This window comes from Microbulbifer maximicatervae (SeqCode) (assembly GCF_052468095.1).
The window spans coordinates 2127349-2150388 of record NZ_CP174332.1; the positions used below are offsets into that span (position 1 = coordinate 2127349).

Annotated in this window: 20 protein-coding genes; 11 read left to right on the forward strand and 9 right to left on the reverse strand. The window is 47.3% G+C overall.

Annotated features, from left to right (window positions below):
- Window positions 1-61 precede the first annotated feature (61 nt).
- Complete coding sequence (locus ACJJIL_RS09165; RefSeq protein WP_445361750.1) at window positions 62-1951, reverse strand: potassium transporter Kup; 1890 nt, start codon at window positions 1949-1951, stop codon at window positions 62-64.
- A gap of 304 nt (window positions 1952-2255) precedes the next feature.
- Here ACJJIL_RS09165 and ACJJIL_RS09170 point away from each other — a divergent pair, with 304 nt between their 5' ends.
- Window positions 2256-3896 carry an acetolactate synthase large subunit gene (locus tag ACJJIL_RS09170; protein ID WP_413662143.1) on the forward strand — a complete coding sequence of 547 codons (1641 nt, stop codon included), beginning with the start codon at window positions 2256-2258 and terminating at the stop codon, window positions 3894-3896.
- Between the two features lie 52 nt (window positions 3897-3948).
- Here ACJJIL_RS09170 and ACJJIL_RS09175 read toward each other — a convergent pair whose 3' ends face one another.
- From ACJJIL_RS09175 to ACJJIL_RS09190, 4 genes are all read right to left on the reverse strand, one after another.
- Window positions 3949-5181: a TackOD1 domain-containing metal-binding protein gene (locus ACJJIL_RS09175; protein WP_413662142.1), complete on the reverse strand. Its 1233-nt coding sequence runs from the start codon at window positions 5179-5181 to the stop codon at window positions 3949-3951.
- Window positions 5182-5486: 305 nt separating this feature from the next.
- Window positions 5487-6512, reverse strand: coding sequence for an HlyD family secretion protein (locus ACJJIL_RS09180; protein WP_444913936.1), 1026 nt, complete (start codon window positions 6510-6512; stop codon window positions 5487-5489).
- A 5-nt stretch (window positions 6513-6517) separates the two neighbouring features.
- Entirely contained in the window at window positions 6518-7783 is a 1266-nt protein-coding gene (locus ACJJIL_RS09185; RefSeq protein WP_444913935.1) for a glycosyltransferase family 2 protein, read from the reverse strand.
- A gap of 445 nt (window positions 7784-8228) precedes the next feature.
- Complete coding sequence (locus tag ACJJIL_RS09190; protein WP_445361751.1) at window positions 8229-8480, reverse strand: hypothetical protein; 252 nt, start codon at window positions 8478-8480, stop codon at window positions 8229-8231.
- Between the two features lie 171 nt (window positions 8481-8651).
- On the opposite strand from ACJJIL_RS09190, the gene norR reads away from it, so the two are divergent.
- Complete coding sequence (gene norR, locus ACJJIL_RS09195; protein ID WP_445361752.1) at window positions 8652-10223, forward strand: nitric oxide reductase transcriptional regulator NorR; 1572 nt, start codon at window positions 8652-8654, stop codon at window positions 10221-10223.
- A 23-nt stretch (window positions 10224-10246) separates the two neighbouring features.
- A complete protein-coding gene (locus tag ACJJIL_RS09200) occupies window positions 10247-10519 on the forward strand; it encodes a hypothetical protein (protein WP_445361753.1) in 273 nt (90 codons plus the stop codon).
- 77 nt (window positions 10520-10596) lie between these two features.
- Here the strand turns inward: ACJJIL_RS09200 and ACJJIL_RS09205 are convergent, their stop codons facing one another.
- The gene (locus tag ACJJIL_RS09205) at window positions 10597-10923 is read right to left on the reverse strand and encodes an energy transducer TonB (protein WP_445361754.1); all 327 of its coding nucleotides are present in this window, start codon (window positions 10921-10923) and stop codon (window positions 10597-10599) included.
- A 306-nt stretch (window positions 10924-11229) separates the two neighbouring features.
- Window positions 11230-13416: a heavy metal translocating P-type ATPase gene (locus ACJJIL_RS09210; RefSeq protein ID WP_445361755.1), complete on the reverse strand. Its 2187-nt coding sequence runs from the start codon at window positions 13414-13416 to the stop codon at window positions 11230-11232.
- A 77-nt stretch (window positions 13417-13493) separates the two neighbouring features.
- Between ACJJIL_RS09210 and cadR the strand changes: the two genes are divergently transcribed.
- The 3 genes from cadR to ACJJIL_RS09225 all read left to right on the forward strand — a co-directional run bounded on the left by cadR (window position 13494) and on the right by ACJJIL_RS09225 (window position 15295).
- Complete coding sequence (gene cadR, locus ACJJIL_RS09215) at window positions 13494-13928, forward strand: Cd(II)/Pb(II)-responsive transcriptional regulator (RefSeq protein ID WP_444957822.1); 435 nt, start codon at window positions 13494-13496, stop codon at window positions 13926-13928.
- A gap of 21 nt (window positions 13929-13949) precedes the next feature.
- On the forward strand, window positions 13950-14786 hold the full coding sequence (locus ACJJIL_RS09220; RefSeq protein ID WP_445361756.1) for a metallophosphoesterase: 837 nt from the start codon (window positions 13950-13952) through the stop codon (window positions 14784-14786).
- Between the two features lie 104 nt (window positions 14787-14890).
- On the forward strand, window positions 14891-15295 hold the full coding sequence (locus ACJJIL_RS09225; protein ID WP_444913153.1) for an acyl-CoA thioesterase: 405 nt from the start codon (window positions 14891-14893) through the stop codon (window positions 15293-15295).
- A 39-nt stretch (window positions 15296-15334) separates the two neighbouring features.
- On the opposite strand, the gene ACJJIL_RS09230 is transcribed toward ACJJIL_RS09225, so the two are convergent.
- Both ACJJIL_RS09230 and ACJJIL_RS09235 read right to left on the reverse strand, forming a co-directional pair.
- Window positions 15335-15772, reverse strand: coding sequence for a cupin domain-containing protein (locus tag ACJJIL_RS09230; RefSeq protein WP_445361757.1), 438 nt, complete (start codon window positions 15770-15772; stop codon window positions 15335-15337).
- Between the two features lie 11 nt (window positions 15773-15783).
- Window positions 15784-16959 (reverse strand): thiolase family protein, encoded by a 1176-nt coding sequence (locus tag ACJJIL_RS09235; RefSeq protein WP_444908172.1) that lies wholly within the window; start codon window positions 16957-16959, stop codon window positions 15784-15786.
- A 230-nt stretch (window positions 16960-17189) separates the two neighbouring features.
- Here ACJJIL_RS09235 and ACJJIL_RS09240 point away from each other — a divergent pair, with 230 nt between their 5' ends.
- The 5 genes from ACJJIL_RS09240 to ACJJIL_RS09260 all read left to right on the forward strand — a co-directional run bounded on the left by ACJJIL_RS09240 (window position 17190) and on the right by ACJJIL_RS09260 (window position 22735).
- On the forward strand, window positions 17190-18050 hold the full coding sequence (locus ACJJIL_RS09240; RefSeq protein WP_444913151.1) for a LysR substrate-binding domain-containing protein: 861 nt from the start codon (window positions 17190-17192) through the stop codon (window positions 18048-18050).
- A 127-nt stretch (window positions 18051-18177) separates the two neighbouring features.
- On the forward strand, window positions 18178-19113 hold the full coding sequence (locus ACJJIL_RS09245; protein ID WP_444917261.1) for an alpha/beta fold hydrolase: 936 nt from the start codon (window positions 18178-18180) through the stop codon (window positions 19111-19113).
- Window positions 19106-19960 carry an alpha/beta hydrolase family protein gene (locus ACJJIL_RS09250; protein WP_445361758.1) on the forward strand — a complete coding sequence of 285 codons (855 nt, stop codon included), beginning with the start codon at window positions 19106-19108 and terminating at the stop codon, window positions 19958-19960. The genes ACJJIL_RS09245 and ACJJIL_RS09250 overlap by 8 nt, the downstream gene beginning before the upstream one ends.
- Before the next feature lie 273 nt (window positions 19961-20233).
- Entirely contained in the window at window positions 20234-21064 is an 831-nt protein-coding gene (locus tag ACJJIL_RS09255; RefSeq protein ID WP_445361759.1) for an IQM protein middle domain-containing protein, read from the forward strand.
- 366 nt (window positions 21065-21430) lie between these two features.
- Complete coding sequence (locus ACJJIL_RS09260; RefSeq protein WP_444913148.1) at window positions 21431-22735, forward strand: hypothetical protein; 1305 nt, start codon at window positions 21431-21433, stop codon at window positions 22733-22735.
- Window positions 22736-23040 lie beyond the last annotated feature (305 nt).

A 23040-nucleotide genomic window follows, 5' to 3' on the forward strand; every position in this document is an offset into this window, starting at 1 on the left:
TTCTATACCCTAAAGTGAGTCTCATAGGTTTGTTAGTTATTTGATAAAATAGCTTGTCAATTCAAATCATTATATTCTCTTGCACTTCTACAGTCCGATTCGCTGGAATGCGGTAATAGTCTATAGCACTACTTGAATTCCTTACCATGGCGGCAAAGATCCGCTCTCGCCAATTTGCCATTTTGCTATAGCCGCCTTTAACAGGAAATATGTTATATCGGCAGGTAAAGAAAGAAGACTTACTTGGATCTATATCCAAAAGGTGCATTTTGTTGAGTTTATTTATGGCCCCTTCGACATCTGGGCGTTCCATATATCCATAACGTAAGATTAGCCTGAAACATCCCTCTCTAATCTTGCTAATGATTGCTCGGTTCTTTGGGAGTACTTTTGGTGTGTTGGCTGATGTAACGGTTAGGAAAAGGTTCTTTTCGTGAAGAACACTGTTATGTTTCAAATTGTATATTAGGGCATGAGGTACAAAGAGTTGATTGGTTCCCACAAATATTGCAGTTCCAGGTACTCGTAATGGGGGATTATCAAAAAGTGAGTTTAAATAGGGTTCCAATTTATAATTCTTACCCTGCAAGTAACAATTTATTGCTTTTTTTCCATCTCGCCAAGTAATCATCAGCATCGCAATAAAGGCGGCTAAACTTATAGAGAACCACCCCCCGTGGCCAATCTTTGCCAGATTTGAAGTAACAAAGGCAAAATCAATAAAAGCAAAGAATGAGCCGACAGCCAGGCAAATTAGCAGATTGTATTTGAGGTAGTGGCGATACACGATTGCTGCAATGCAGGAGGTAATCAACATTGCGCCACTCACTGACACACCATAAGCACTAGCCAGGTGGACTGAGCTTCCAAAGAGAATTGCCACTAATATTACCGCTGTCATTAATAGGTAATTGACCCCGGGCATATAGACTTGTCCCACGAGTGCTGATGACGTGTGCCGGATGGCAAAACGGGGCATCAAGCCAAGTTGGATTCCTTGTTTTGTCAGGGAGAAGGTCCCCGAGATACAGGCCTGGGAAGCGATGCAGGTTGCTACAGTTGCAAGAATAATCATTGGGTAGAGCGACCAGTCCGGGTACATCCGGTAAAAGGGGTTGTCTACCGCAGAGGTGTCACTAATAAGTAGAGCGCCCTGTCCCATATAGTTCAACACGAGGGCGGGGAACACTAAACCTATCCAGGCAATTCTTATAGGCATGCGTCCAAAATGCCCCATGTCGGTATATAGAGCCTCTCCTCCGGTAAACACCAGTAACACTGCACCTAATATCCAGAATGAAGCCATGCCATGGTTAGTGAGGAAACTCACAGCATGCAGGGGATTAATGGAGTGGAGGATAACAGGGTTCTGGAGCACCCAGTAAAGGCCCGCGAGCAGCAAAATTAAGAACCAGATGGCGGTAATCGGGCCGAACAGTTTCCCTACGGTTTCGGTGCCGAAGCGCTGTACAAAAAACAATCCAAAGAGTATGCCGATAGAAATTGGCAGGATAAACGGTTTTAGAGTCTTATTGACTATCTCCAGTCCCTCGACTGCGGAGAGTACGGAGATGGCTGGTGTGATAACGGCATCACCAAAAAATAGTGCCGCCCCACAGATTCCGCCGCCGATAATGAGCTTTCTTAATAATTCTCGCCCTTTTGTCGCTTCCAGGGCCAGTGTCATCAGCGCCATGATCCCACCTTCCCCTCGGTTGTCCAGGCGCATTACCAATAAGACGTACTTAATAGTGACAATGAGGGTAAGTGCCCAGAAGACAGCAGAGACCCCACCAATAATGGTCTCTGTGTTATGGGGAATTCCAAACCGGGGGTGGAAAATCAGTTTAAAGGCGTAGAGTGGGCTAGTGCCGATATCACCAAATACAACCCCGAGAGCGGCAAGTGAGAGAACCCAGTGTTTTCTTGCGCCTTCTGAGCGAGATTCCATTTGCAACTCTTATCATCCAGTGTCATACAAAGGCAGTGATTTAATACTTATCAGGGAGTTTGCTGTCATCACTTGGATGGTGGGTATCAGCGCGCAAGAAATTAATTTTCCCTGAGACTGATCTTAGCAATACATTGCTAAGGCACCATGTGAGCTACTGTGCAGGGTGCAAACTTACGAGCCGATAAAGTGAGATGTAAGAGAGGTATCCGCGTAAATGAGCAATCGTGTCAGGCAGTTATTAAAACAGCTCTTTTGGCGGGGATCTTATTGTTAGTAAGGTGGGACTACAGGAGCCTCCCCAATGAAAGCATCGGACCTTTTTATTCGTGCCCTAGAGAAAGAGGGTGTTGAGTATATCTTCGCGATTCCTGGTGAGGAAAACCTGGATATGCTGGAGTCTTTGCGGGGCTCAAAGATAAAACTAATTGTCACGCGCCATGAGCAGGGTGCCGGTTTTATGGCTGCTACCTATGGTCGGCTTACGGGCAAGCCAGGTGTCTGCATGTCTACTTTGGGGCCGGGGGCCACGAATCTGGTGACTGCCGCAGCTTATGCTCAGCTCGGTGGAATGCCGATGGTGATGGTCACCGGTCAAAAACCTATCAAAAGTTCCAAGCAAGGGCAGTTCCAGATTATTGATATTGTTGACATGATGCGCCCCCTGACCAAATTCACCAAGACAATCGTGGGGGGCGACTATGTGCCAGCTCATGTCCGTGAAGCCTTTCGGCAATCTGAAGAGGAGCGGCCGGGGGCAACCCACTTGGAATTTCCTGAAGATATTGCCCGTGAACACTCCACCATGCCGGTCTTGGAGCCCAGCTATAACCGCAGGCCAATTGCCGAAGAGAAGGCAGTGCGCAAAGCTGCAGAAGCGATTGAGGCATCCCGTAAACCGTTGCTGTTGGTGGGAGCAGGCGCAAACCGTAAATTAACCGCCAAAATGTTGCGCAAGTTTGTCGACAAGCTGGGTATTCCGGTGGTGACAACTCAGATGGGTAAGGGAGTAATTGATGAATCGGGACCGCACTTTATTGGCAATACCGCGCTATCCGACGGGGATTTTGTTCACCGGGCCATTGAGCAGGCCGACCTGATTATCAATGTGGGCCACGATGTTGTAGAAAAGCCGCCTTTCTTTATGCGTCCCGGTGGCCCGGAAGTTGTACATATCAACTTCAATTCAGCGCAGGTGGATCCGGTCTACTTCCCGCAGATAGAGGTGGTTGGCGATATTGCCAACAGCTTGTGGCAGCTGGACCAGCACTTGGAACCCCAGGATCACTGGAGCTTTACCGATGCGCACCGTATCCGTGCCGCGCTTCAAAAGCATATCCAGGAGGGCTCAAATACCACCACTTTCCCAATTCGTCCGCAACGACTGGTAAAGGATCTCCGCGAAGTGATGCCGGAGAAGGGCATTATTGCGCTTGATAATGGCATGTTCAAAATCTGGTTCGCGCGGAATTATCCTGCTTTAGCCCCGAATACCGTGCTGCTCGACAATGCACTGGCAACGATGGGGGCGGGCTTGCCTTCGGCAATGGCTGCCAAGTTAGTGTGTCCAGACCGCCGTGTGGTCGCAATTTGTGGAGATGGGGGCTTTATGATGAACTCCCAGGAGATTGAAACGGCAGTTCGATTAAAGCTTGACCTTATCGTACTTATTTTGCGCGATGATGCCTACGGAATGATCAAGTGGAAGCAGGCCATGATGGAGTTTGACAACTTTGGTCTGGATTTTGGTAATCCTGATTTTGTCGACTATGCAAAATCCTATGGTGCTCATGGCCACAGAATAACGGCCACGGATGAGTTTAAGCCGATGATAGAAAAATGTTGTAGGGCGGGCGGGGTCCATCTAGTGGATGTGCCCGTGGATTACAGTCACAACGACCGTATCCTGAATCATGAGATTCGCGAGTTGTCGAGTAAGTTGTAGGGGTAGCCGGCTCGGGTAAGGTAGTTGTAACAGGGAGGTGTTCGGCTTTCTTTTAAACAAGCTCCTCGGGCCCGAGTACTTTAAAGTAGGGGCCAATATCCAGCCTTATGGAGGACATGGCAATCTTGATCATTTCTCTGCGATCTTCGAGTATGTCCTCCTTAGCTATTCCATGTAGAACCATATAATCTTCATATTTCCCGGTAATAAAGTCCTCTTTCCGTATACCTTCGTAAGCTCTACATAAAACTCCATGAAGGTTCTCTATGAATTGGCGGCGGCTCTGCATTGTTTGTCGGGGCCCATGCTCGACTTCGAGTTCATGAGCATGTTCGTAGTTGATATTCACCAAGCAAAAATTTGTTTTGTTCTCTTTCCAGGCTCTTGCCGCCTGGTTGAGTTCTACGATCAGGGTGAAGGGTAGGTCAGCGAACATAGGGTTATGGTCAGTAAAATCGAGAAATGCATAGCCAGCTCTTAGGTAGCTACTGGCGCGTTCCGTAATGTCGTAGCTGTGAATATCCCCGGTGCGTATGGATTCGCTGTCGGTATCTTTCTGGCAGTTGAGGCACAAAAAACCTATCTCCACTTCTGAGCTGGCATGGCCGCAAGCATTGCAAATAAGCAGTGTGCCGGGTTTGTCGTAGTCACTGCCGAAGTGTAAAAGCTCCTTTCGACATTTGGGGCAAATCAGGTCTTCACCCTCCCTGAAGTCAGCTTCACGACCCAAATAAGCGCAGCTGAAATGGTGAAGATAGAAGTCTTCGGTAAGGTTAGAGGATCTGCATACCGCGCACTCTTCACGGACATTAAACTGAGAACCCCCACAGCCGTTACAGATATGGCGTCGATCGAAAAACTTGCCCTGTAGAAATCCTGATTCGATCAGTTTTTCACATTCCGTCACAACCGTCGGGCTATCGAGGATAATATTAAAATCAACAGTAGCTTTGGAGTTTGGGCTATAGTGCGGCGAGAGACTTACGCCAGATACAAATAATCGCGCTAGTATTTTGTCGCTATCTTTCTGAGTGGTGTGGAAATCCAGGTGGACTTGCGCGCGCCGATAGTGAAAGTCGTCAATAACCTGGCTCACAACGGGCATATCCTGCGCACTAAGCTTTGAGCAATCCAGATCTGCCTTCTCGCCGACTGTTCCAGTGAGATCAATAACCGGGAGTAGATACAAGCCACCACGCATATGCCATATATGCGTCAGGTCATCTACTGATGCTGGCTCCTCAATCAAAATAGCGTCTTTGGATTCACCGGTATGCGATGTCACCTTAGAGTCGCCGGGCCAGCGAAAAAAGCTATATTCGTCACTTAAAAAGGAGATGCTGATTCCTCCACACCTATATAACAGCTGGCGTTTGAAAGATTAACTGAGTGTTTTAGCTTATTTCATGCCAGTTATACGTAACTGTGTAACCTGTGGTGTATATGGCGTCCCTTTTACTGAATAGATTGTTGAGTATTTAAGAAAAGATAGGTGAAAAATTGGCAATAGGCAGGGATAGGTGCCCTACGTCCCTGGCAGGAATTAGGAATAACTGTATGACATAAAAGGTAGTCGTCATCTGGGGGGAGTTAATTAATAAATTTATCAATAATGACATCAATCCAGTCAATCTTTAGGGTTATGGTAACTTTCTCGTTCACCGGAAATTTTGATGGGTCAAGTAAGACTATTTTCGCTAACTGATTACGCGATGTGGGCTTGAATGTATTTTGGAACTCCTGGGGTAGTGCGGCTGAGAGGGGGATCATTTCTACTAGTACCCCTTTGTCTTTAAAGCGTCCACCAGTAACCAATACCTCCATTCCAGGCTTGATCACGAATTGATATTGATTGGGTAGATAGGCTAGGACATAGGCTTCCCCGGTGTAGATAGACATAAGGGGCTCCCCAGCATCATAAACATTGCCGACATGGGGGACTGAAGCCCCAACTAGACCAGAAGTGGGGCTTTGAATAATACCGTTATTGTAATGCTCCTCCAGTTTTCTTAGCGCTTGTTCGGAGCGATAAATTGCCTCATCAACAGATCTACGTTTTCCTTCCAGGGTGGCGCTTTCAACTTGTAATTTTACCAGGGTTTCACTGGCCTCGAAGTTATCTTTCAATACATCTTGGTAACCGACTTCGCTGACTACTCCTTTATTTGCAAGTTTATTGATTCTATCTACGATTCGGCCAATTTGTACTTTACGCTCCTTGGCGGGAGTGAGTAGTTTTTTTGCAGTCTCTGCCAATAAAGTGAATTCAGCAGAAATCTGTATTAGGTTAGCTTGGCGGGTGGAGAGATCGGCGATTCGCTCCAGTAGCTCCATTGATTCAATCCTTAAGAGTAGCTCGCCCTCTCGAACAGCTTGCCCTTCATCTACGGCAACCTCTACTACTTTTACTAGATAGCCCATTTCAATAACGCTTTGATCGCGTAGTACTAACCCATCGCTTCGCAGTAAAAACCAGTCACCCCATATATAGCGAATAACGCCAATACCAAATAAAATTAACAAAGCCAGATATATTCGTCGGCTGGCAGATCCTCGGGTTTTTCGCTGCTCGCTTTCGAAGCTATCTGGGCGTAGTCGTTTTCGCAGAGCCTTCATTCAAGCTACTCACGAACACGGTGTACTTTTAAAGGGGCGAAAGAATCTTTATAGGATGTTCTAAAGATCCATTCCTGAACATAAGCATACAGTCTTACGACTCGCATAAAGTTTACATAAAAGATGCTATAGGCAGGAATATAGGGCCAAAGGGGAAGTGACTTGACTTTTGGGGTTGCGTAAGAAGCTAAAGCAAAGGTAATTGTATCGAGTGCAATTAATACAACCTGGGCTCCCGCTAAAATAAACCAGGCATTGTCGCCATAGCGCACAAATAGCCAGACTAAATAGATTGGTAAAGCTATTGCGGCAATAACATTGAAAACCAGGAATTCATATTGGTGAAAAAACTCTTTTAGCTGCATTCCTTGGCGGAACGGATTAATAAAATGCAGGTACTTGCGGTAGCGAAGACGAATCGCATCCCGTTCCCACCTAAAGCGCTGGCGCATTAGAACTGTGATGCTGGTGGGAACATCGGTATAACAAATCGCCTCAGGGGCAAATTCCACTTTCCAACCGTAATCCCGCAAACGAAAGGTGATATCTAAGTCTTCTCCTCCGCCGGCATCAAAGCCGCCAATTTGATTCATTGCGGATACCCTAAAAGCACTGAAGGCACCGGAGGCACAACACATTTGGTCGAGCATCGCTAGGGAGTGTCGCCCCAAGCAAATACTGATTACATATTCAATGGCCTGGAAGGAGCTGAGTATATTTTCTGTGGAGTTTCGGACAATTACATTACCTGAAACCACGCCAACCCTGGGATCTGCAAAGCCTTGCATCACGTATTTCATAGCGTGGCGATCGAAGGTGCAATCGCAATCAATTGAGGCTATAAAGTCGCCTGTTGAAAATCTCTGTCCTAAATTAAGGGCTGAGGCCTTGCCTCCACGCAGCTCTGTTGCATGAGCGCCATCCAAGCGACCTTTATTTTGCAGGTAGTGAATATCGTCCCGGGTTTTATCTGTGGAGCCATCGCTAATCGCGATCACTTCGTAGGGGATATAGCTTTGTTCCTGTAATCGTTCTCCACATTTTTCAATAGAATTCTCCTCGTTGTGGCCGGCGATTACCGCAGTGAGTCTGCCTAAAGACTCTATATCTTCTTCAAATTCAGGTTTGGAGGCGAAAAAAAATACAGAGGTAAAAAATGACATTAAATATCTGGGGAATTCCAATACCACGACAATCCAAAACATCGTAAAGAGGGTGGCGTAGCTCTGAGTGGCAAAGAAAGTAATTCCGTCATCGATCATTTCCCACATTTAAATTTGCTCCCCAATAGGCGAGTGCGGACTTCGGCTATTGCTGTTACCTATCTGTGATATAGGAGCGAACGTATGTGGCTCACTGCTAATGTCTGGCAGTACCTCTTTTAAGAGGGGAGGGGATTGAGTGTGCGGAGTGGGTCTTACGCTTGGATTCCATTCATTGGTAAGGGCTCTCAACTCATTGCTTGTTAAGGCTAAGCCCAATTTTGATACCCCCTGACTTTGGCCCTTTGCTCATCAATCAAATAAGTGATTGCAGACTTGATGTATCAGTCTGAGGTGTCGCCACAAGGAAGATGCAGCACCTTAGATTGTCAGTATAGTCCACGGTGGTTTCAGGTGCCGAGAGGTGCTGAAGCCCAGAGCTACTGGGGCTTTAGGCAGAATTTATATGCCACTGCTAAAGGGATTCAGGGGACAAGAAGACGTTTTTTAATTTCTAACGAACTTCAAGGTTAAGATTGTATTGGGCAACTACACGACCTATGTAGCCCAACTTTAAAAACGTCGCACTAATCACCATAAAGATATGTCCGGCGACCTGCGTGGGAATTGAAAACAGGTGAGACAGGGGATAGCAAATAACAATTGTCAGAATAAGCAGGGGAACTGACAGAAGCAGCGTAAAGTTACCGGCTTTTAGTAGTAGCTTGAAACGCTCACGCAGTAAGGGGTTTTCCGTATTCAGCATATCGGCCTCAGGTTCAAACGGCGTCAATCTATCTTTAGCAACTGCTATGCCAAATATAAATGCTAATAAAAACAAGGAGTTACGGCTTATTCTTGGCGTTTGTGTGTCAAATTGACCTTTATGGTTGCTGTGTCATAATGACTCTAAAAGGTCTTTTGGACTGATTTGGCTATGGTAGATACCAACGCAACCTTACTGCTCGAAGTGGCTCTGGACCTGGCTAATAGCCTTAACAACAGCGATCGTTTTGAGCGTCTGCTCTCTACTATCCGCAAAGCGATCAAGTGCGATGCTGTTGCCTTGCTTGGGCTCAACGGCGATACACTCACCCCCCTCGCAGTTCAGGGGCTTGCCCGACGGACCCTGGGGCGGCGATTCCTGATTGATGAGCATCCACGGCTGGCGCAAATCTGCGCATCGGAACACCCAGTCCGCTTCCCATCTGACTGTCAGCTACCAGATCCCTTCGATGGTTTGCTGTTGGACAGGGAGGGGGATCTTCCCGTGCACTCCTGTATGGGCTTGCCTCTTTATTCAGATAACCATCTGATTGGTCTGGTAACAGTGGATAGCATGACAGCAGATGCCTATGCTCGAATCAGTGATCGAACCCTTGAGCTGATAGCCGCACTGTCTGCAGCCACTTTGCGCACAGCCCTCGAGCTAAAGGCCCTGTCACACTCCGCCGAGCATGCCGAGCAATTGGTGAAAGACCTAACCCAGCAGGCACTGGAGCGGGATGGAGGTGAATTAATTGGTGAGAGCGCGGAAATGCAGTCCCTGCGCAGTGAGATAGAGCTGGTGGCTGGGTCGGATTACAACGTGCTGATTCTCGGTGAAACGGGAGTGGGGAAAGAGCTGGTGGCCCGTACCGTCCACAGGTTGTCGACTCGCAAGGAGAAGTCCTTAGTCTATTTGAACTGCGCTTCCCTGACTGAAACCCTGGCGGAAGCTGAACTTTTTGGCCATTCAAAAGGGGCCTTCACCGGCGCAGATCGCGAGAGGCCCGGCAAATTTTTACTGGCGAACGGCGGCACTATTTTCCTGGATGAGGTTGGCGAGTTACCGCTTGTGGTGCAGAGCAAATTGTTGCGTGTATTGCAAAGTGGTGAGATTCAACCGGTAGGTAAGGATACGGTACAGCATGTAGATGTTCGTATTGTAGCGGCGACTAATAGGGATTTACGCAAAGGGATTGAAAACGGTACTTTCCGAGCTGATCTCTACCACCGCCTCTCTGTATATCCCCTTGAAGTCCCACCGCTATGTCGGAGGGGTAATGATGTCCTGCTGTTGGCAGACTACTTCTTGGAGCGCTCCCGCAGGAAGCTGGGTTTTCGTCAGTTGCGTCTCAGTACAGAGGCCACCAATAAGCTACATCGATACGCTTGGCCGGGTAATGTTCGCGAGCTGGAACATATTATCAGCCGCGCAGCCCTTAGGGCCCGCAAAGGTAGCTCTCCAGAAGCTATTGTTGCCATTACTGCAGCACAAATTGAAATTCCCGATGACCTGGTTATTCAGAAGCCTCCGCAGAAACCGGTAGAGTCGCTGACTGAGGCTATTGATTTAAGGAGGGAAACGGAAAACTATCAGCGCGAACTAATTGGGCGTGCCCTGGCTGAGACCGATGGGAACTGGAGTAAAGCGGCCAAATTACTATCCGTAGACCGAGGGAACTTGGTGCGTCTAGCTAAAAGATTGGGTGTTTACATCAAGAAAGAGGTTGTTCGAGGTAAGTAATCTATATGAAGCAAGGAGTTGCAATGTTGATTAGCGATAAAGGATTACGATTTTCGCTGGTTGTAGGGGTAATTTCCCTGGCTATCGGCTTACTGGTATTTGCGTATAACTGGAAGATAATTGGTGGGGGTTGGACGTATTTCGGTACAGTTTTATTTCCAGGCAATCTTGTATTGTCATTCTTCTCTGAAGAAATAGACTTCTGGCCAAAGTTTGCGCTGCAGATGAGTGGCCAGTTTCTGGTTCCTTTTTTGCTGGCCCGTAGCCTTATAAGTTTTAGACGCTGGTGGAAGTGATAAGGGGTATTACGATTTGCATGTGATAGAAGGCTAGAGCTGTAAGTACTTATACTTGCGATCTTGTATAAAAATAACTAAATCGCTAGCCACAATAAATATGCAAAAAATGTTTCTTGGCTATCAGGTTGATTCTCGGCAATATTATAAATGACTTTGGTTCTAATGTTATTGAACTCTTCTGGAGTTGCTTCATATTTAAAGTGTTTTGCTGTCTGGATAGCAGATTCTTCAAAGAAACCCGAGGGCTTACTTTTAATAACTCGGGGGTCTATCGGATCGCCGTCTTTATTAATGTCATACTCAACAACTACGTAGCCTTCCATCTGTTTCTCCAGCGCTTTTTGCGGGTATATTGGCAGTGATTTGTAAACAGGAACAGGCCCGCCTTTCTCTCTTGCCATTTCCCTGTCTACTATGCTGGATTTATAAAAGCCAATGTACAGGGGGCATTCGTCGTAAGAGCTGCAATTTTTGCTTGTTGGAGAGTCAGTACAACTGCAAAGAAGAAAAATAATAGATATCAGGGCTAATTTGTTCAAAACTTTTAATCTTCTTTGCAATTATTGAAATGGCAAGTGTAACACCCTATAGATTTTCTCTGTAGCTGTTAAATAGCAAGTAATCTATCCGGTATCTAGCGGAGTTAATGGAAAGACTGTATTGCTGAATTAGTACGGTTAACTAGAAAAACCGTATATCAAACCGGCTCATTTCCTCATCACTCTCAACCCATTAAAAACCACGAGCATGCTAGTCCCCATATCGGCAAAAACAGCCATCCACATGGTTGCCTCTCCGGCAAAAGCAAGCACTAGAAAGACCGCTTTAATGCCCAGCGCCAAGATAATGTTCTGCCAAAGAATGTGGGCCGTTGAACGAGATAGTTGGATAAAGGTGGCGATCTTGCCCAGATTGTCGTCCATCAGGGCCACGTCAGCGGTTTCTATCGCTGTGTCGGTTCCCGTTGCTCCCATCGCAAACCCTATATCAGCACGGGCCAAGGCGGGGGCATCGTTAATGCCATCGCCAACCATGCCAACCTGGCCTTTTCCAGATAGAGTCTCCACCTCTCTGAGCTTGTCTTCCGGCAGTAGGTTGCCTTCAGCCCGATCGATGCCGACTTGTTTAGCAATCGCATCTGCAGTGTGCTGGTTGTCCCCGGAAAGCATCAGTGTTTTCACGCCCAGCTTGTGAAGGCTCTCAATGGCGTGTTGGCTCGATTCCTTCACGGTATCGGCGACAGCAAATATCGCCAGAACGGAGTTCTCCCGAGTCAGCATCACAACAGTTTTCCCTTCTTCCTCAAGGGTTCCCAGTTGGCGCTCCAGCTCGGCGGAGCAAATGCCCAATTCTTCAATAAGCCGGTGGTTACCCAGGTAGCACTGATCTCCCTGAATTCTGCCCCTGACGCCGCGCCCGGCCAGGGCTTCAAAACTATCCACTTCCTGTAGGCGTTCGTGGGGAATCTGAGCAAACTCCAGTACGGCCCTGGATACCGGATGATCGGAACGTTCGGCTAGGCTCGCCGCCAGGGTTTGTACCTCTTCCGCGGGCATTGGCGCTAACACTTTAAAATCTGTGACGGTTGGCAGGCCATGGGTGATGGTTCCAGTTTTATCCAATGCCAACCAGCGAAGGTGGCGCCCCTGCTCAAGGTAGGCCCCGCCTTTGACAAGGATTCCGTGGCGGGTGGCCGATGCCAAGCCGCTTACGATGGTGACAGGAGTTGCGATCACCAGTGCGCAGGGGCAGGCGATTACCAGTAACACGAGTGCGCGATAGATCCATTCCATCCAGCTGCCGGCAAAAAGCAGCGGCGGTATTACCGCAGTAGCCAGTGCCACTGCAAATACCAGGGGCGTATACCAGCGGGCGAATTGGTCGACAAAGCGCTGGGTTGGAGCGCGACTACCTTGTGCGGCTTCCACCGCATGAATGATTCGGGCGAGCAGATTATCGTTGGCAGCTGCCGTAGATTGGTATTCGAGTGCCCCGGATTCGTTGATACTGCCGGCGAAAAGTTCATCTCCAGGGCCTTTGTCTACCGGAAGGCTCTCCCCGGTAATTGGGGCCTGGTTTACTGCTGAATTGCCGCGTATTACCTCCCCATCAAGAGCGATACGTTCGCCGGGGCGCACCCGAATGGTGGTGCCAACCGGAACAGTCTTGGCTGACATGGAAACCCACTCGCCATCTGGCCCCTGTACGGTGGCGGTTTCCGGGGCCAGGTCCATTAACTCCCGAATCGCATTGCGGGCACGATCCAGGGATTTGGCTTCAATTAATTCTGCCAGGGTGAATAACACCATCACCATTGCCGCTTCGGGCCAGTGACCGATAAGCAGGGCGCCGGTGACCGCGATGGACATCAGCGCGTTCATATTCAGGTTGCGATTGCTGAGCGCGATCCAGCCCTTTTTGTAGGTCGTGAGTCCGCCGCCAGCGATAGCGGCCAGGGCCAGTATCATTACCAGCCAATTGTTCCCCCCCTGTAACCAGAATACGACCTCGGAGGCAATCGCCGCCAAACCGGCAGCGCCCAATAACCACCAGTTTGCATGGGTGGTAGGTGGCGCGGAATCGATGTCATCTTCGGTGGCCAGGCGTGCATCCAGGTCAAGAGGGGTCAGAGTGTTGAGGATCTTGCTCTCCATACCGGGCGCGTGACGCACCTGTAGGATTCGCTGCACCAGGTTAAAGTCCAGCTGGTAAATTCCCTGCATGCCAGAGAGCTTGGCGCGTATCAACCCCTCTTCAGTGGGGCAGTCCATCTTGCTGATGGAGAACAGGGACAGGTCACCTTTGTCGCTGTTGTTATTGGTGTTTTGAATCGGCGTCATGGTTGCGGCTTGGGTTGCCCCGTTGCAGCCACAGCTGGAATCGCGCTTGACCATTATTCACTCTCGGATAGATCAGTCAGTGAGCCAGTATTACAATCCCTCTAGTAACTATAGAGTCAAGAGGGAGTGGCATGGCTTACAAGATTGGTGAAGCAGCCAGGAGAGTGGGCTGCAAAGTGGAAACGGTTCGTTACTACGAGCAGGCAGGGCTACTGCCAGAGCCCGCTCGCTCAGAGGGTAATTTCCGGCTCTACTCAGAGTCTCACCTGGAACAACTGCGTTTTATTCGCCACTGTCGTTCTCTGGATATCCCCCTCGAGGATATTCGCAACCTGTTGAGATTAAAAGAGACTCCATCGCAAAGCTGCACTGATATTGATAGCGTGGTTGATGATCAAATTCAAAGAGTCGAAAAACAACTGGAATCGCTCAAGCAGTTGCGAAAAAGCTTGGTAGATTTACGCAATCGATGTGAGGGTGGCCAGGCAATTAATGCCTGTGACATTATGCGGGAGCTGACAGATTGTAGCTGTCATGGCCATCTGGCAAATAATAATGAGTGTTAGTCGTAAATTTTGGGCCTTGTTTTGAGTAAGTGGCGTATAACTTTTATCGTATTATTTTGTATTGGTTTGTTGTTGGCCGTATGGGCATTTATCGTTGAGCCAGCAAGTTTCCGAATTAATGAAGATGATATTGTCGTAGATACCTGGCCAAAGGAATGTAACGGGCTAAGGGTCGCGATACTTGCTGACCTGCATGTAGGTTCCCCTTACAAGGGGCGGAAGAGCCTACAAAACCTTGTTGAGGCTGTTAATAAAAGCCAACCCGACCTTATTCTCCTACCCGGTGACTTTGTTATTCAGGGGGTTGTTGGGGGTAAATTCGTTCCGCCGGAGGATGCAGCGGGAATTCTTAAAGAGCTCAAGGCCCCGATGGGGGTGTTTGCCGTATTGGGAAATCATGATTGGTGGCTTGATGCAGCGCGGGTTGAGCAGTCCCTTGCAAGCCAGGGGATTTCAGTGCTTGAGGATAAGTCAGTAAGTCTGGTTAGTAGCGAATGTAAATTACGACTAGTGGGAATCAGTGATTTTTGGGAGGGGCCTCACGATGTTAAAAAAGCAATGCAGGGGATAGATGAAGGTGAGGCGATATTGGCCTTCACTCATAATCCGGATATTTTCCCCGAACTGCCTGCGGAGCTGTCATTGACTATCGCCGGGCATACTCACGGGGGCCAGGTCTACTTGCCGTTTATTGGGCGGCCCATAGTACCTTCAAGTTACGGGCAGCGTTTTGCTATTGGGCATATTGTTGAAGGTGATAAACACCTCTATGTAAGCCCTGGGGTAGGGACCAGTATTTTGCCAGTACGTTTCCTGGTCCCACCAGAAGTAACTGTATTATCCATATTTGGTCCTTGAGGTTTGATCTCTCAATGATGGGTTTGGGTAGGTGATTTGGTAGGAATGGAGCGGGGACCTTCACATATAATTCCAGCCCAGATAAGAAATAACGGGTTGATACGATGATAACCGTCAAACGAAAAGTACTGTTCGGGGATTGTGATCCCGAGGGAATCGTATACACCCCAAGGTTCTCATCGTTTGCACTTGAGGCAACCCATGATGCAATGGCTGTTCTGCTTGAAGGGCCTGCTATCGCCAGAATGAAACAACTGGGTTTTCTTACACCTGTAAGAGCTTTTAACCTGGAATTTCTATCCCCTGTAACCTGGGATCAAGAATTAAGTATCCATGTTTCTGTTGCGGATATTGGTAATCACTCTTTTACGTTTCAAACGAAAGGCTTTTTGGATAATGGGATACTAGCGTTCACCGCCAATATTACCTATGTCACCCTGTCATCCCCTGAAAAGCTAAAGACCCCATTACCTGGCTATCTTAGAGAGGCCCTGCTGCGCGTCAGTTAGCTGCCAATTCATTGGCAAGTTATTAGAGTAGGGTGCTTCCTAATTATCTTTTTGAAAGACCGTTGTCGGAATTCCCTTAGCACCAGCGTAAAAAATGATAAGTGTCGCCGGCTTGTCGCCTTCATTGCGCCCAAAATGCCACATATCGGTGACTTCAACGTAGGCTTTCCCCTCATCCAAAGTTAGGCTTTTATCCTGGTCAACGAGGGTAACTTTTAAAGTGCCTTCGGCAACATAGACGCTATTAGGTACGGGGTGTTTGTGCACTGGTAGCCGTGCGCCTGGCTCGATTGTCACACGCACCACAGAGAGCTCTGGCTGCCCCTCTGGATATTGGGGTAGGGTATCTCCGGCCCAATCCTTGGTCGATTCTACCAGTGTGTCAAATTTTACCCCCTGCATATTTTCCTGTAGATAACCCACCAAGGGGAGCATTAGCAATAATACTAGGGCAGCCATAGGCTTCCAGGTGTTCATGGGCTGATTCCTTATCGCTCTAAGTAAGCAGCCGTCGCCATACCGCCGGCAGTGCAGACACCAATAATTGCCCGATGGGCGTCGCGCCGGCCCAGTTCTAATAGGGTTGAACCCAGATAGCGGATGCCCGACATACCGTAGGGGTGGCCGAGCGCAATAGCACCGCCATTAACATTGGTAATGTCCCAAGGGGTTTTGAGTTCAGCTTGGTTGTATAGGGTGGTTACGGCAAAAGCCTCATGTAGCTCCCAAAGGTCAATCATATCCTGGGTGAGTTGGTGGCGCTTCATAAGGCGACTGACCGCTGGCGCTACCGCAATACTCATCTCTTTTGGCGCTACCGCTCCCAGCTGCATACCGCGAAACAGCCCCAGAATAGGCAGGTTTCTCTGCGCTGCCAGTTCAGCATCCATCATGACGACCGCTGCGGCCCCATCGGATAACTGGGACGCATTACCGGGAGTTATCGTCCCTCCTGTGTTCACCGGTTCCAGCGCAGACAGGGCTTCCATGGTTGTGCCGGGGCGGGGGCCTTCATCTTCTGACAAGGTGACTTTCAGGCGATTGGTTTCGCCACTCTCCTTATCTTTCACTGCCATTACCGTATCAAACGGCGTGATTTCCTCGGCAAACTTTCCGGCCTTTTGAGCTTCGGCAACACGCTTTTGTGATTCAACCACATAGCGATCCTGATCTTCACGACTGATGTTGTATTGATCGGCGACATAGTCGGCCGTTTGGATCATGGTCCACCAAACTGCCGGCACTTTCTTTTGTAAGGGCTCATAGACAAAATGGTTCAGGTTCAAGTTGAACTGCACCAGGCTGATACTCTCGACGCCACCGGCCACCCCAATTTGCATTTCGCCTGCGGCAATACGATTGGCCACAATAGAAGCCGCGTTAAGGCCAGAGCCGCAGTAGCGATTTATAGTAAAACCCGGCACTTGAGACCCAAAGCCGGCAAATAGTGCCGCGTTGCGCGCGACATTGTGCCCGGTAGCTCCCTCGGGTAAGCCGCACCCCAGCACAACGTCTTCCACTTCCTGTGGCGTTAAACCCGCCTTATAAACCACCTCCCTCAGGACATGGGCAGCCATAGAAATACCGTGAGTTTCATTCAGCGCACCCCGCCTGGCTTTGGCAATGGCAGTTCGGCAATAGGCAACAACGGCGACATCTCTCATGGGTGTAGCTCACACGATCGGGGAGGGGATGTGTTTACATTAGATCAGATAGAGGGGCTTGCAGGAGGGAGGTGAGTTTGGAGTTGCTTTCAAGCGTAACCGCTCCAAGGGGAGGGGTTGTTTTGGGCTAGATTCTCCTCAATTTTGGCAGCTAACACGTTGAGGGAGCCTGTAGTACCCATGATAATCTGCCATTCACAAAATAATGGTATGGCATCACAGTATTCTTCATGCGGAAACTTCCCTCGACTAACTTGCTGGTAACCTTTGATGCGGCTGCTCGGCACTTAAGCTTCAAGGACGCTGCACAAGAGCTTCATGTAACACCTTCCGCTGTTGGGCACCAGATACGAACGCTGGAGGCGGAGTTGCAAACCAAGCTATTTATTCGTTTCAATCGAACTATTGAACTTACGGGTGTTGGTAGGGAATACCATCTGAAAATTGCCAAGGCACTGGAAGTGATTCGACGGGCAACTTTGGATTTACTTGCGCGGGATCAAAATAAAACACTTACCATCCACAGTATTCCATTTCTGACCAATACAGTACTCGCCCCAAATATCAAATCCTTTAAAGCGCTATACCCCACAGTGTGTATTAGTATCGAGTCTCAAATCGCCCGCGCTAGCATAGACCCTGGCGAGCTGCAGGTTGCTATACGTTATGACAAGGAGTCGAATGATGATTTGTGTTACCGGGAGATCTCAAGGGTGCGAATTTCACCGGTTTGCGCGCCGGGTTACTTGAAGAACGATCGAGCAAATCAGATCCAATTGTCTACAGATAAGCTGGGTTGGCAAAGATGGTCGGCAGATTGGGGCTTATCAGTTGAATTCAATGAGACGCTGACTTGTGATGGCTTACAACCCGTACTCGAGATGGCCGAGCAAGGGTTGGGAGTCGCAATGGGATACTTTCCCGCACTAACGCCTAAAGTCAGATCTGGAGAGCTTGAACTACTCTACCCTGAAAAATTCAGTGAGCTGGCTCCTTTGTATCTTGCCTTTAGCAAGTCATTGGAGGGTAACGAAATTATTGAAGGATTTGTTCGCTGGTTTATAGAAGTTGTCCATTCCCTAGAAGGTTAATCACCTAGCTTTATTTTCCCAGACAAGATTTTCTTGCCTGAGCCTAAGGAAAAACCCATTTGTCGCAGTGTTGTCACTTCCCTAGGATTATCTGATTGAGTATCTAAAGTAATCAGGTGGCCAGAGTATGATATCGGCAGTTATAGATGGCTTTGTGCCGAGTTTGCTTAAAAGTCAAACCCTTAAAGGGTACGCAGCTCACTCAAGAGATGGTATTCAGTTTATGGATTTGGGCTCTTGTGTGATTCGCTATCGAAAGATAGGGCGAGGCAGCCGTGTAATTGTTTTTGAAGCAGATCCGCCAGTTGTTATTGAGCATTATGACTATCTTGTAAGCCAAGTTCCAAGTGATTTCACCGTTGTAATATTTGAACCACCTGGCTTTGGTTTTTCCATTCCTTCAACGAGTCTTGATTATAACTTTGCATCTTTGGTTAGCCTTACCGAGGTGTTTTTACAAAACCTTGCCCTTGGATGTGTGACGCTTGTTGCTCCATGCGTACTCGGCTTTGGAGCAATTGCACTTGCGTACAAGCGCCCAGATTTGCTTGACCACATAGTGCTATCTCAAGTACCGAGCTGGGGAGAAATGTTGAGATGGAAGGAGGGGAGAGATCCACGAGGATTGCTGAGCAAGCCAATTTTAAGTCAGCTGTTGCTAAAAGCTCTGAAACGTAAGCGAACACTTGCCTGGTTTGAAGCTGCGCTAGGGAGGAGTGAGCTGATCACACCGTTTAATGAATTGGCCCAACAAGCCTACCAACATGGAGCAACTTTTAATCTGGCGTCAGCTTTTCAACGATTATTAGTCGGCGAATCTCCTTTGCAGGGTACTCTTTTCTCCAAACCCTTAACAGTGAGAGCCTTATTTCTTTGGGGGGAGCGGGACCTTTCTCATAGATGTACTTGTAAGCATTCAAGTTTGAATATGATCCCGGAGGCCTCTCTACTACGCATAGCAGAAGCTGGACATTTCCCTGAGCTGGAGGCTCCGGATGTGGTGCTGGGTCCTCTCATAAATTTTGTATTAGACCAAGACATGGAGGTCTCAAGTAATGATTGAAGAATGTCGAATAGTAACTCAGGATGGCCTATCTCTCGGGGCAACGCTATTTTCACCAAAAGGTCCGCCTAAAGCGGGGGTAATCATAAATTCGGCTACGGCGGTCAAGCAGGGCTATTATGCTGAATTTGCAAAATTCCTGGCTAAGAATGGCTACTTGGTAGTGACCTATGACTATCGAGGTATAGGTAAGTCTGCGGTTGCCAATCAACGAGACTCCCGACTATCTATGAGCGCGTGGGGAGAGTACGATTTGGCCACTGTTATCGATTGGTCTACTAGCCAATACAAATCGCTAACCTGGCATTGTGTGGGGCATAGTGTAGGGGGCCAAATTATTGGCTTCGCAGATAACAATACCCAACTTGCTAGTGTCTACTGTGTATCCTCCCAAAGCGGGTATTGGGGTCACTGGGGATTGCGTCAGAGGCCCAAAATATTGTTTGCTTGGTTCGCTATGATACCGCTCTTATCAAATATTTTGGGGCAGGTTCCAGGCCTTTTCCTCGGAGGTGAAAGTTTACCCGCAGGTGTTGCCCGGCAGTGGGCCTACTGGGGGCGCCATAAAGATTATATTGTTGACCAGAGAGGTAGCCCCGTACGAGATGGCTTCTCCCGTCTAGAGTGCAATATGAAGTTTCTATACATAGATGACGATATAGACTTTGCTCCACTGCAGGCTGTGAAGGCTCTCAAGGCGTTCTATTGTAATGCAAATACTGAAATACAGATTGTGAATGCTAAAGCCGTGGATACAAAGCCAATAGGTCATTTTGGTTTCTTCAAGGCGCGCTACGAAGATAGTTTGTGGAGGGACACTTTAGATTGGTTGAATACTGCGGCTTGAGAATCTAGGGGGACCATTTCTATTTTGATTTGGAAGTCGCCCCACTCGTCATACTATTTACTCTTCTGTATCAGGTCCTGCTGGTTAGTCTTGGGTGTTCTTCTTAGAGTGGGTTTTGATGACTGAAAAACCTAAATTTGCAAAGGAAAATACAGTGCGTGCGGGACAATATAGGCTTAGATGCTGGCTGAAAGCTTATAAACACCTATTCACAGCGCATTTTGAGACCACTGTATTCTCCCGTCCTTTTCAGTTGCGAAAGAGTTGCCGTTAATGGTCGTTAAGAATCTAAAGAAAGTTATTGCCGTACTTTTGACTGCACTCTATTGTGGCCAGCCCTCAAGCGGTATGGCTTATCGTGATAGGGCATTTATAGTTGAGAGCAGAAATGTAAATGAAACACCAGAATACTTAATGGAAATAGGTCTTTCCAATAGCGTATTGCCTAGACCAACTGACTGGTGGTCAGGTGAAAATACATGTAATTACCATGGGGTTAATACGGGCAGATGTGCACCAGAAGGTATCTCCCTGTGGAATCTTACTATGAACGATACGAATAGGGCTAATGAAAGTAGCTCTAGTGTTGCGGTACATGGTAATTCAAAAATAAAAAACTACAGGCTTTTTGAACTTCATTCAAAATACAAGGGTGAAGATGTAAGGTGTCTTAAAAAATTTAAATATATGTGTCCTGCATATGTTATTTATTACACAGATGCCCAGCGAGAGGGGACGAAACTATCGGTGATGGACGGGAAGATTTATGACTCTACTGGTGAGCTTTTTGATACTAGGCGCGCACAACAGGCAGAAGATTATAATGGTAGAGCCGCTATCTATGTTATGGATAAGAGTGGGAATATATATTCAAGTTATTTTTATCCAAAGCCAGTCTTTGCTCATTCGACGTTTCTGGCAGGAGATAGTGTTGCAGCAGCGGGTGAGATCGTAGCGGAGGGTGGAAAGATAGTTTTCGTTAACACCTGTTCTGGCCATTATCGGCCCACTCCAGTTGCCATTGATCAGCTTCGAACTCAGTTGTTGTTGCTAGGATATAGAGATGTGAGCTTTGATAGTTCCACTGATTGTAAATGGCAATAGATGTCTTTACATGACCACATATAGGTTTCAATGACTTTGGCGGTATGTTTTGCTCTGTCTTCTGTAGTCTAGATGTTGTCCGCTCCAGTCAATACTGTTGTGGTCAACTTCAACAGGGCACTCCTTTTAGCACATTTATCGAATTCCATAGTGGCTATGCGATAAAGGAATCAGCTATAAAAGATGTGTATATTCACACAATATTTCATTTTGTGATCTCTTCTGTTCCATTATTTTTGCCTTATAACTCCGAATTTTGGTTGGATTCGTGGACGACTAGAATCTAATTTTATAGTTACTATATGGCTATAGCGCCTTCTCTTTCTATACTATTGGCAGTGATCTCCCCAATGGGAAGAGCCTGCAATGAAAAAAGCAAAACCTTTTCGTAAGCTTGGGGCTCAAGAAGCACTTTTTGTAGAGTTGACCGAAAAGTCAAACGGTGCGGTACAACTGGCTGTCTTCTTTAAGACATGTAAGTCTCTGGGAGTCCAAGAATTAATGAAGGGAATGGAATACCTGCATAACCTGCACTCAATGCTCCGTTCTCGGGTAGAAAAAAATAAAAATGCCTACTGGTTCTGTGATGTAGGTTTCGAAGCTATTCCTTTTGAGATTAAGTACGATGCATTGCCTTTAGATTATCAGGAGGAGTTCAAGCGCTTAGGAAGTAAAGTTCTTGAGCTTGATAAATATATTTATCGTTTCACGGTTTATGCGAATGAGCATGAAGAAGTAAAGTGGATTGCTTTTATGGTAAGCCATGCTGCTATGGATGGGCGCTCCTTATTACTCTTGGTTAGAGATTTGGATCGGTACTTGAGAGGGGATTCAGAAGATAAACCCTCTGCTTCGATAATGCAAAAATCGGTGGTGGACTATATTGGATCAATAAAACATCTCAAAAAAACGCAGTCGGCAATTAGTAGTGATAATTGCGCTCTCCCAAAGTGGTTAGTAGAGCAGGCGGCAGATGCTTCACATCGAAAGGGATGTTCTATTTACCGAGTCCTCCCCAAGAAATTATGTGAGAAATTGTACTTGCGCTCAAAAGATAAGAATATTCAGGTTACCTCTATCTATGATGCTGCTGCTATTATTGCTGCTCGGTCACTACCCGGTTTCTGCTCCACCACAGAGTTAATGTTGCCTATAAATGCCCAGTACTTATGTAAACACCAAATAGATCGGGATGTTATTGGAGAGTGTACAACTACATTGTCTGTATCCTTGTTATCAAATGAAACTAGTCTCGACTTGCTGAGTCTCGCGCATTTCATTCAAAAAAAAGTCTATATGCAGTTTAGATGTGGAAATTTCTTTGAGCCTTCACTTGTACCCGATTACAATCTCGAAGAGATCGAACAGCTGGCTAAAGATTCTAGCTCTGCGAAAGATTACTTTCCCTCTGGAATTTGCGTATCCAATGTAGGAGATATAGGTGAGTATACGGGCCCTTTGAAGTTCTTTGACTTTGGTGTGGTTATGACCGTTCAAACACATGGAGAACACCCCATAATGCTAGTGACATGTACAATAGATGGAGAAGGGGTGTTTGTTTTTGGATATTGCGAACCGCTGGTTAGCAAAGAAAGCGCTCTAAAGTATGTAGAAAAATATATGAAGATACTAAGAGAATTTTCCGAGAGCGGTGATATTTATACAAGTTAGCGATCGGCAAGGCATAACGCGAGTTTAATAAATAGGGTGTAGGTATAATCTCCATATTCAAGCGAGCGTCTATAGATTCTTACGCTCCACCGCCAATTTGAAGTAATTTAGGGCTACCAACCATCTTTGTGCGATAAAGCCCATAGGGTTTGATATAAACCGCAAGGAGAAGTAACGAGATATTGGGTTGGGATTAGGTCTGGCAGAAAGGAAGTACCGACAATCGCTTATGCTGTATATCTGTTGAGGCAGAACTGGGGACAGGATTAATACTCTTGATCTTAAAGTGGTCAAAGCTCAGATTT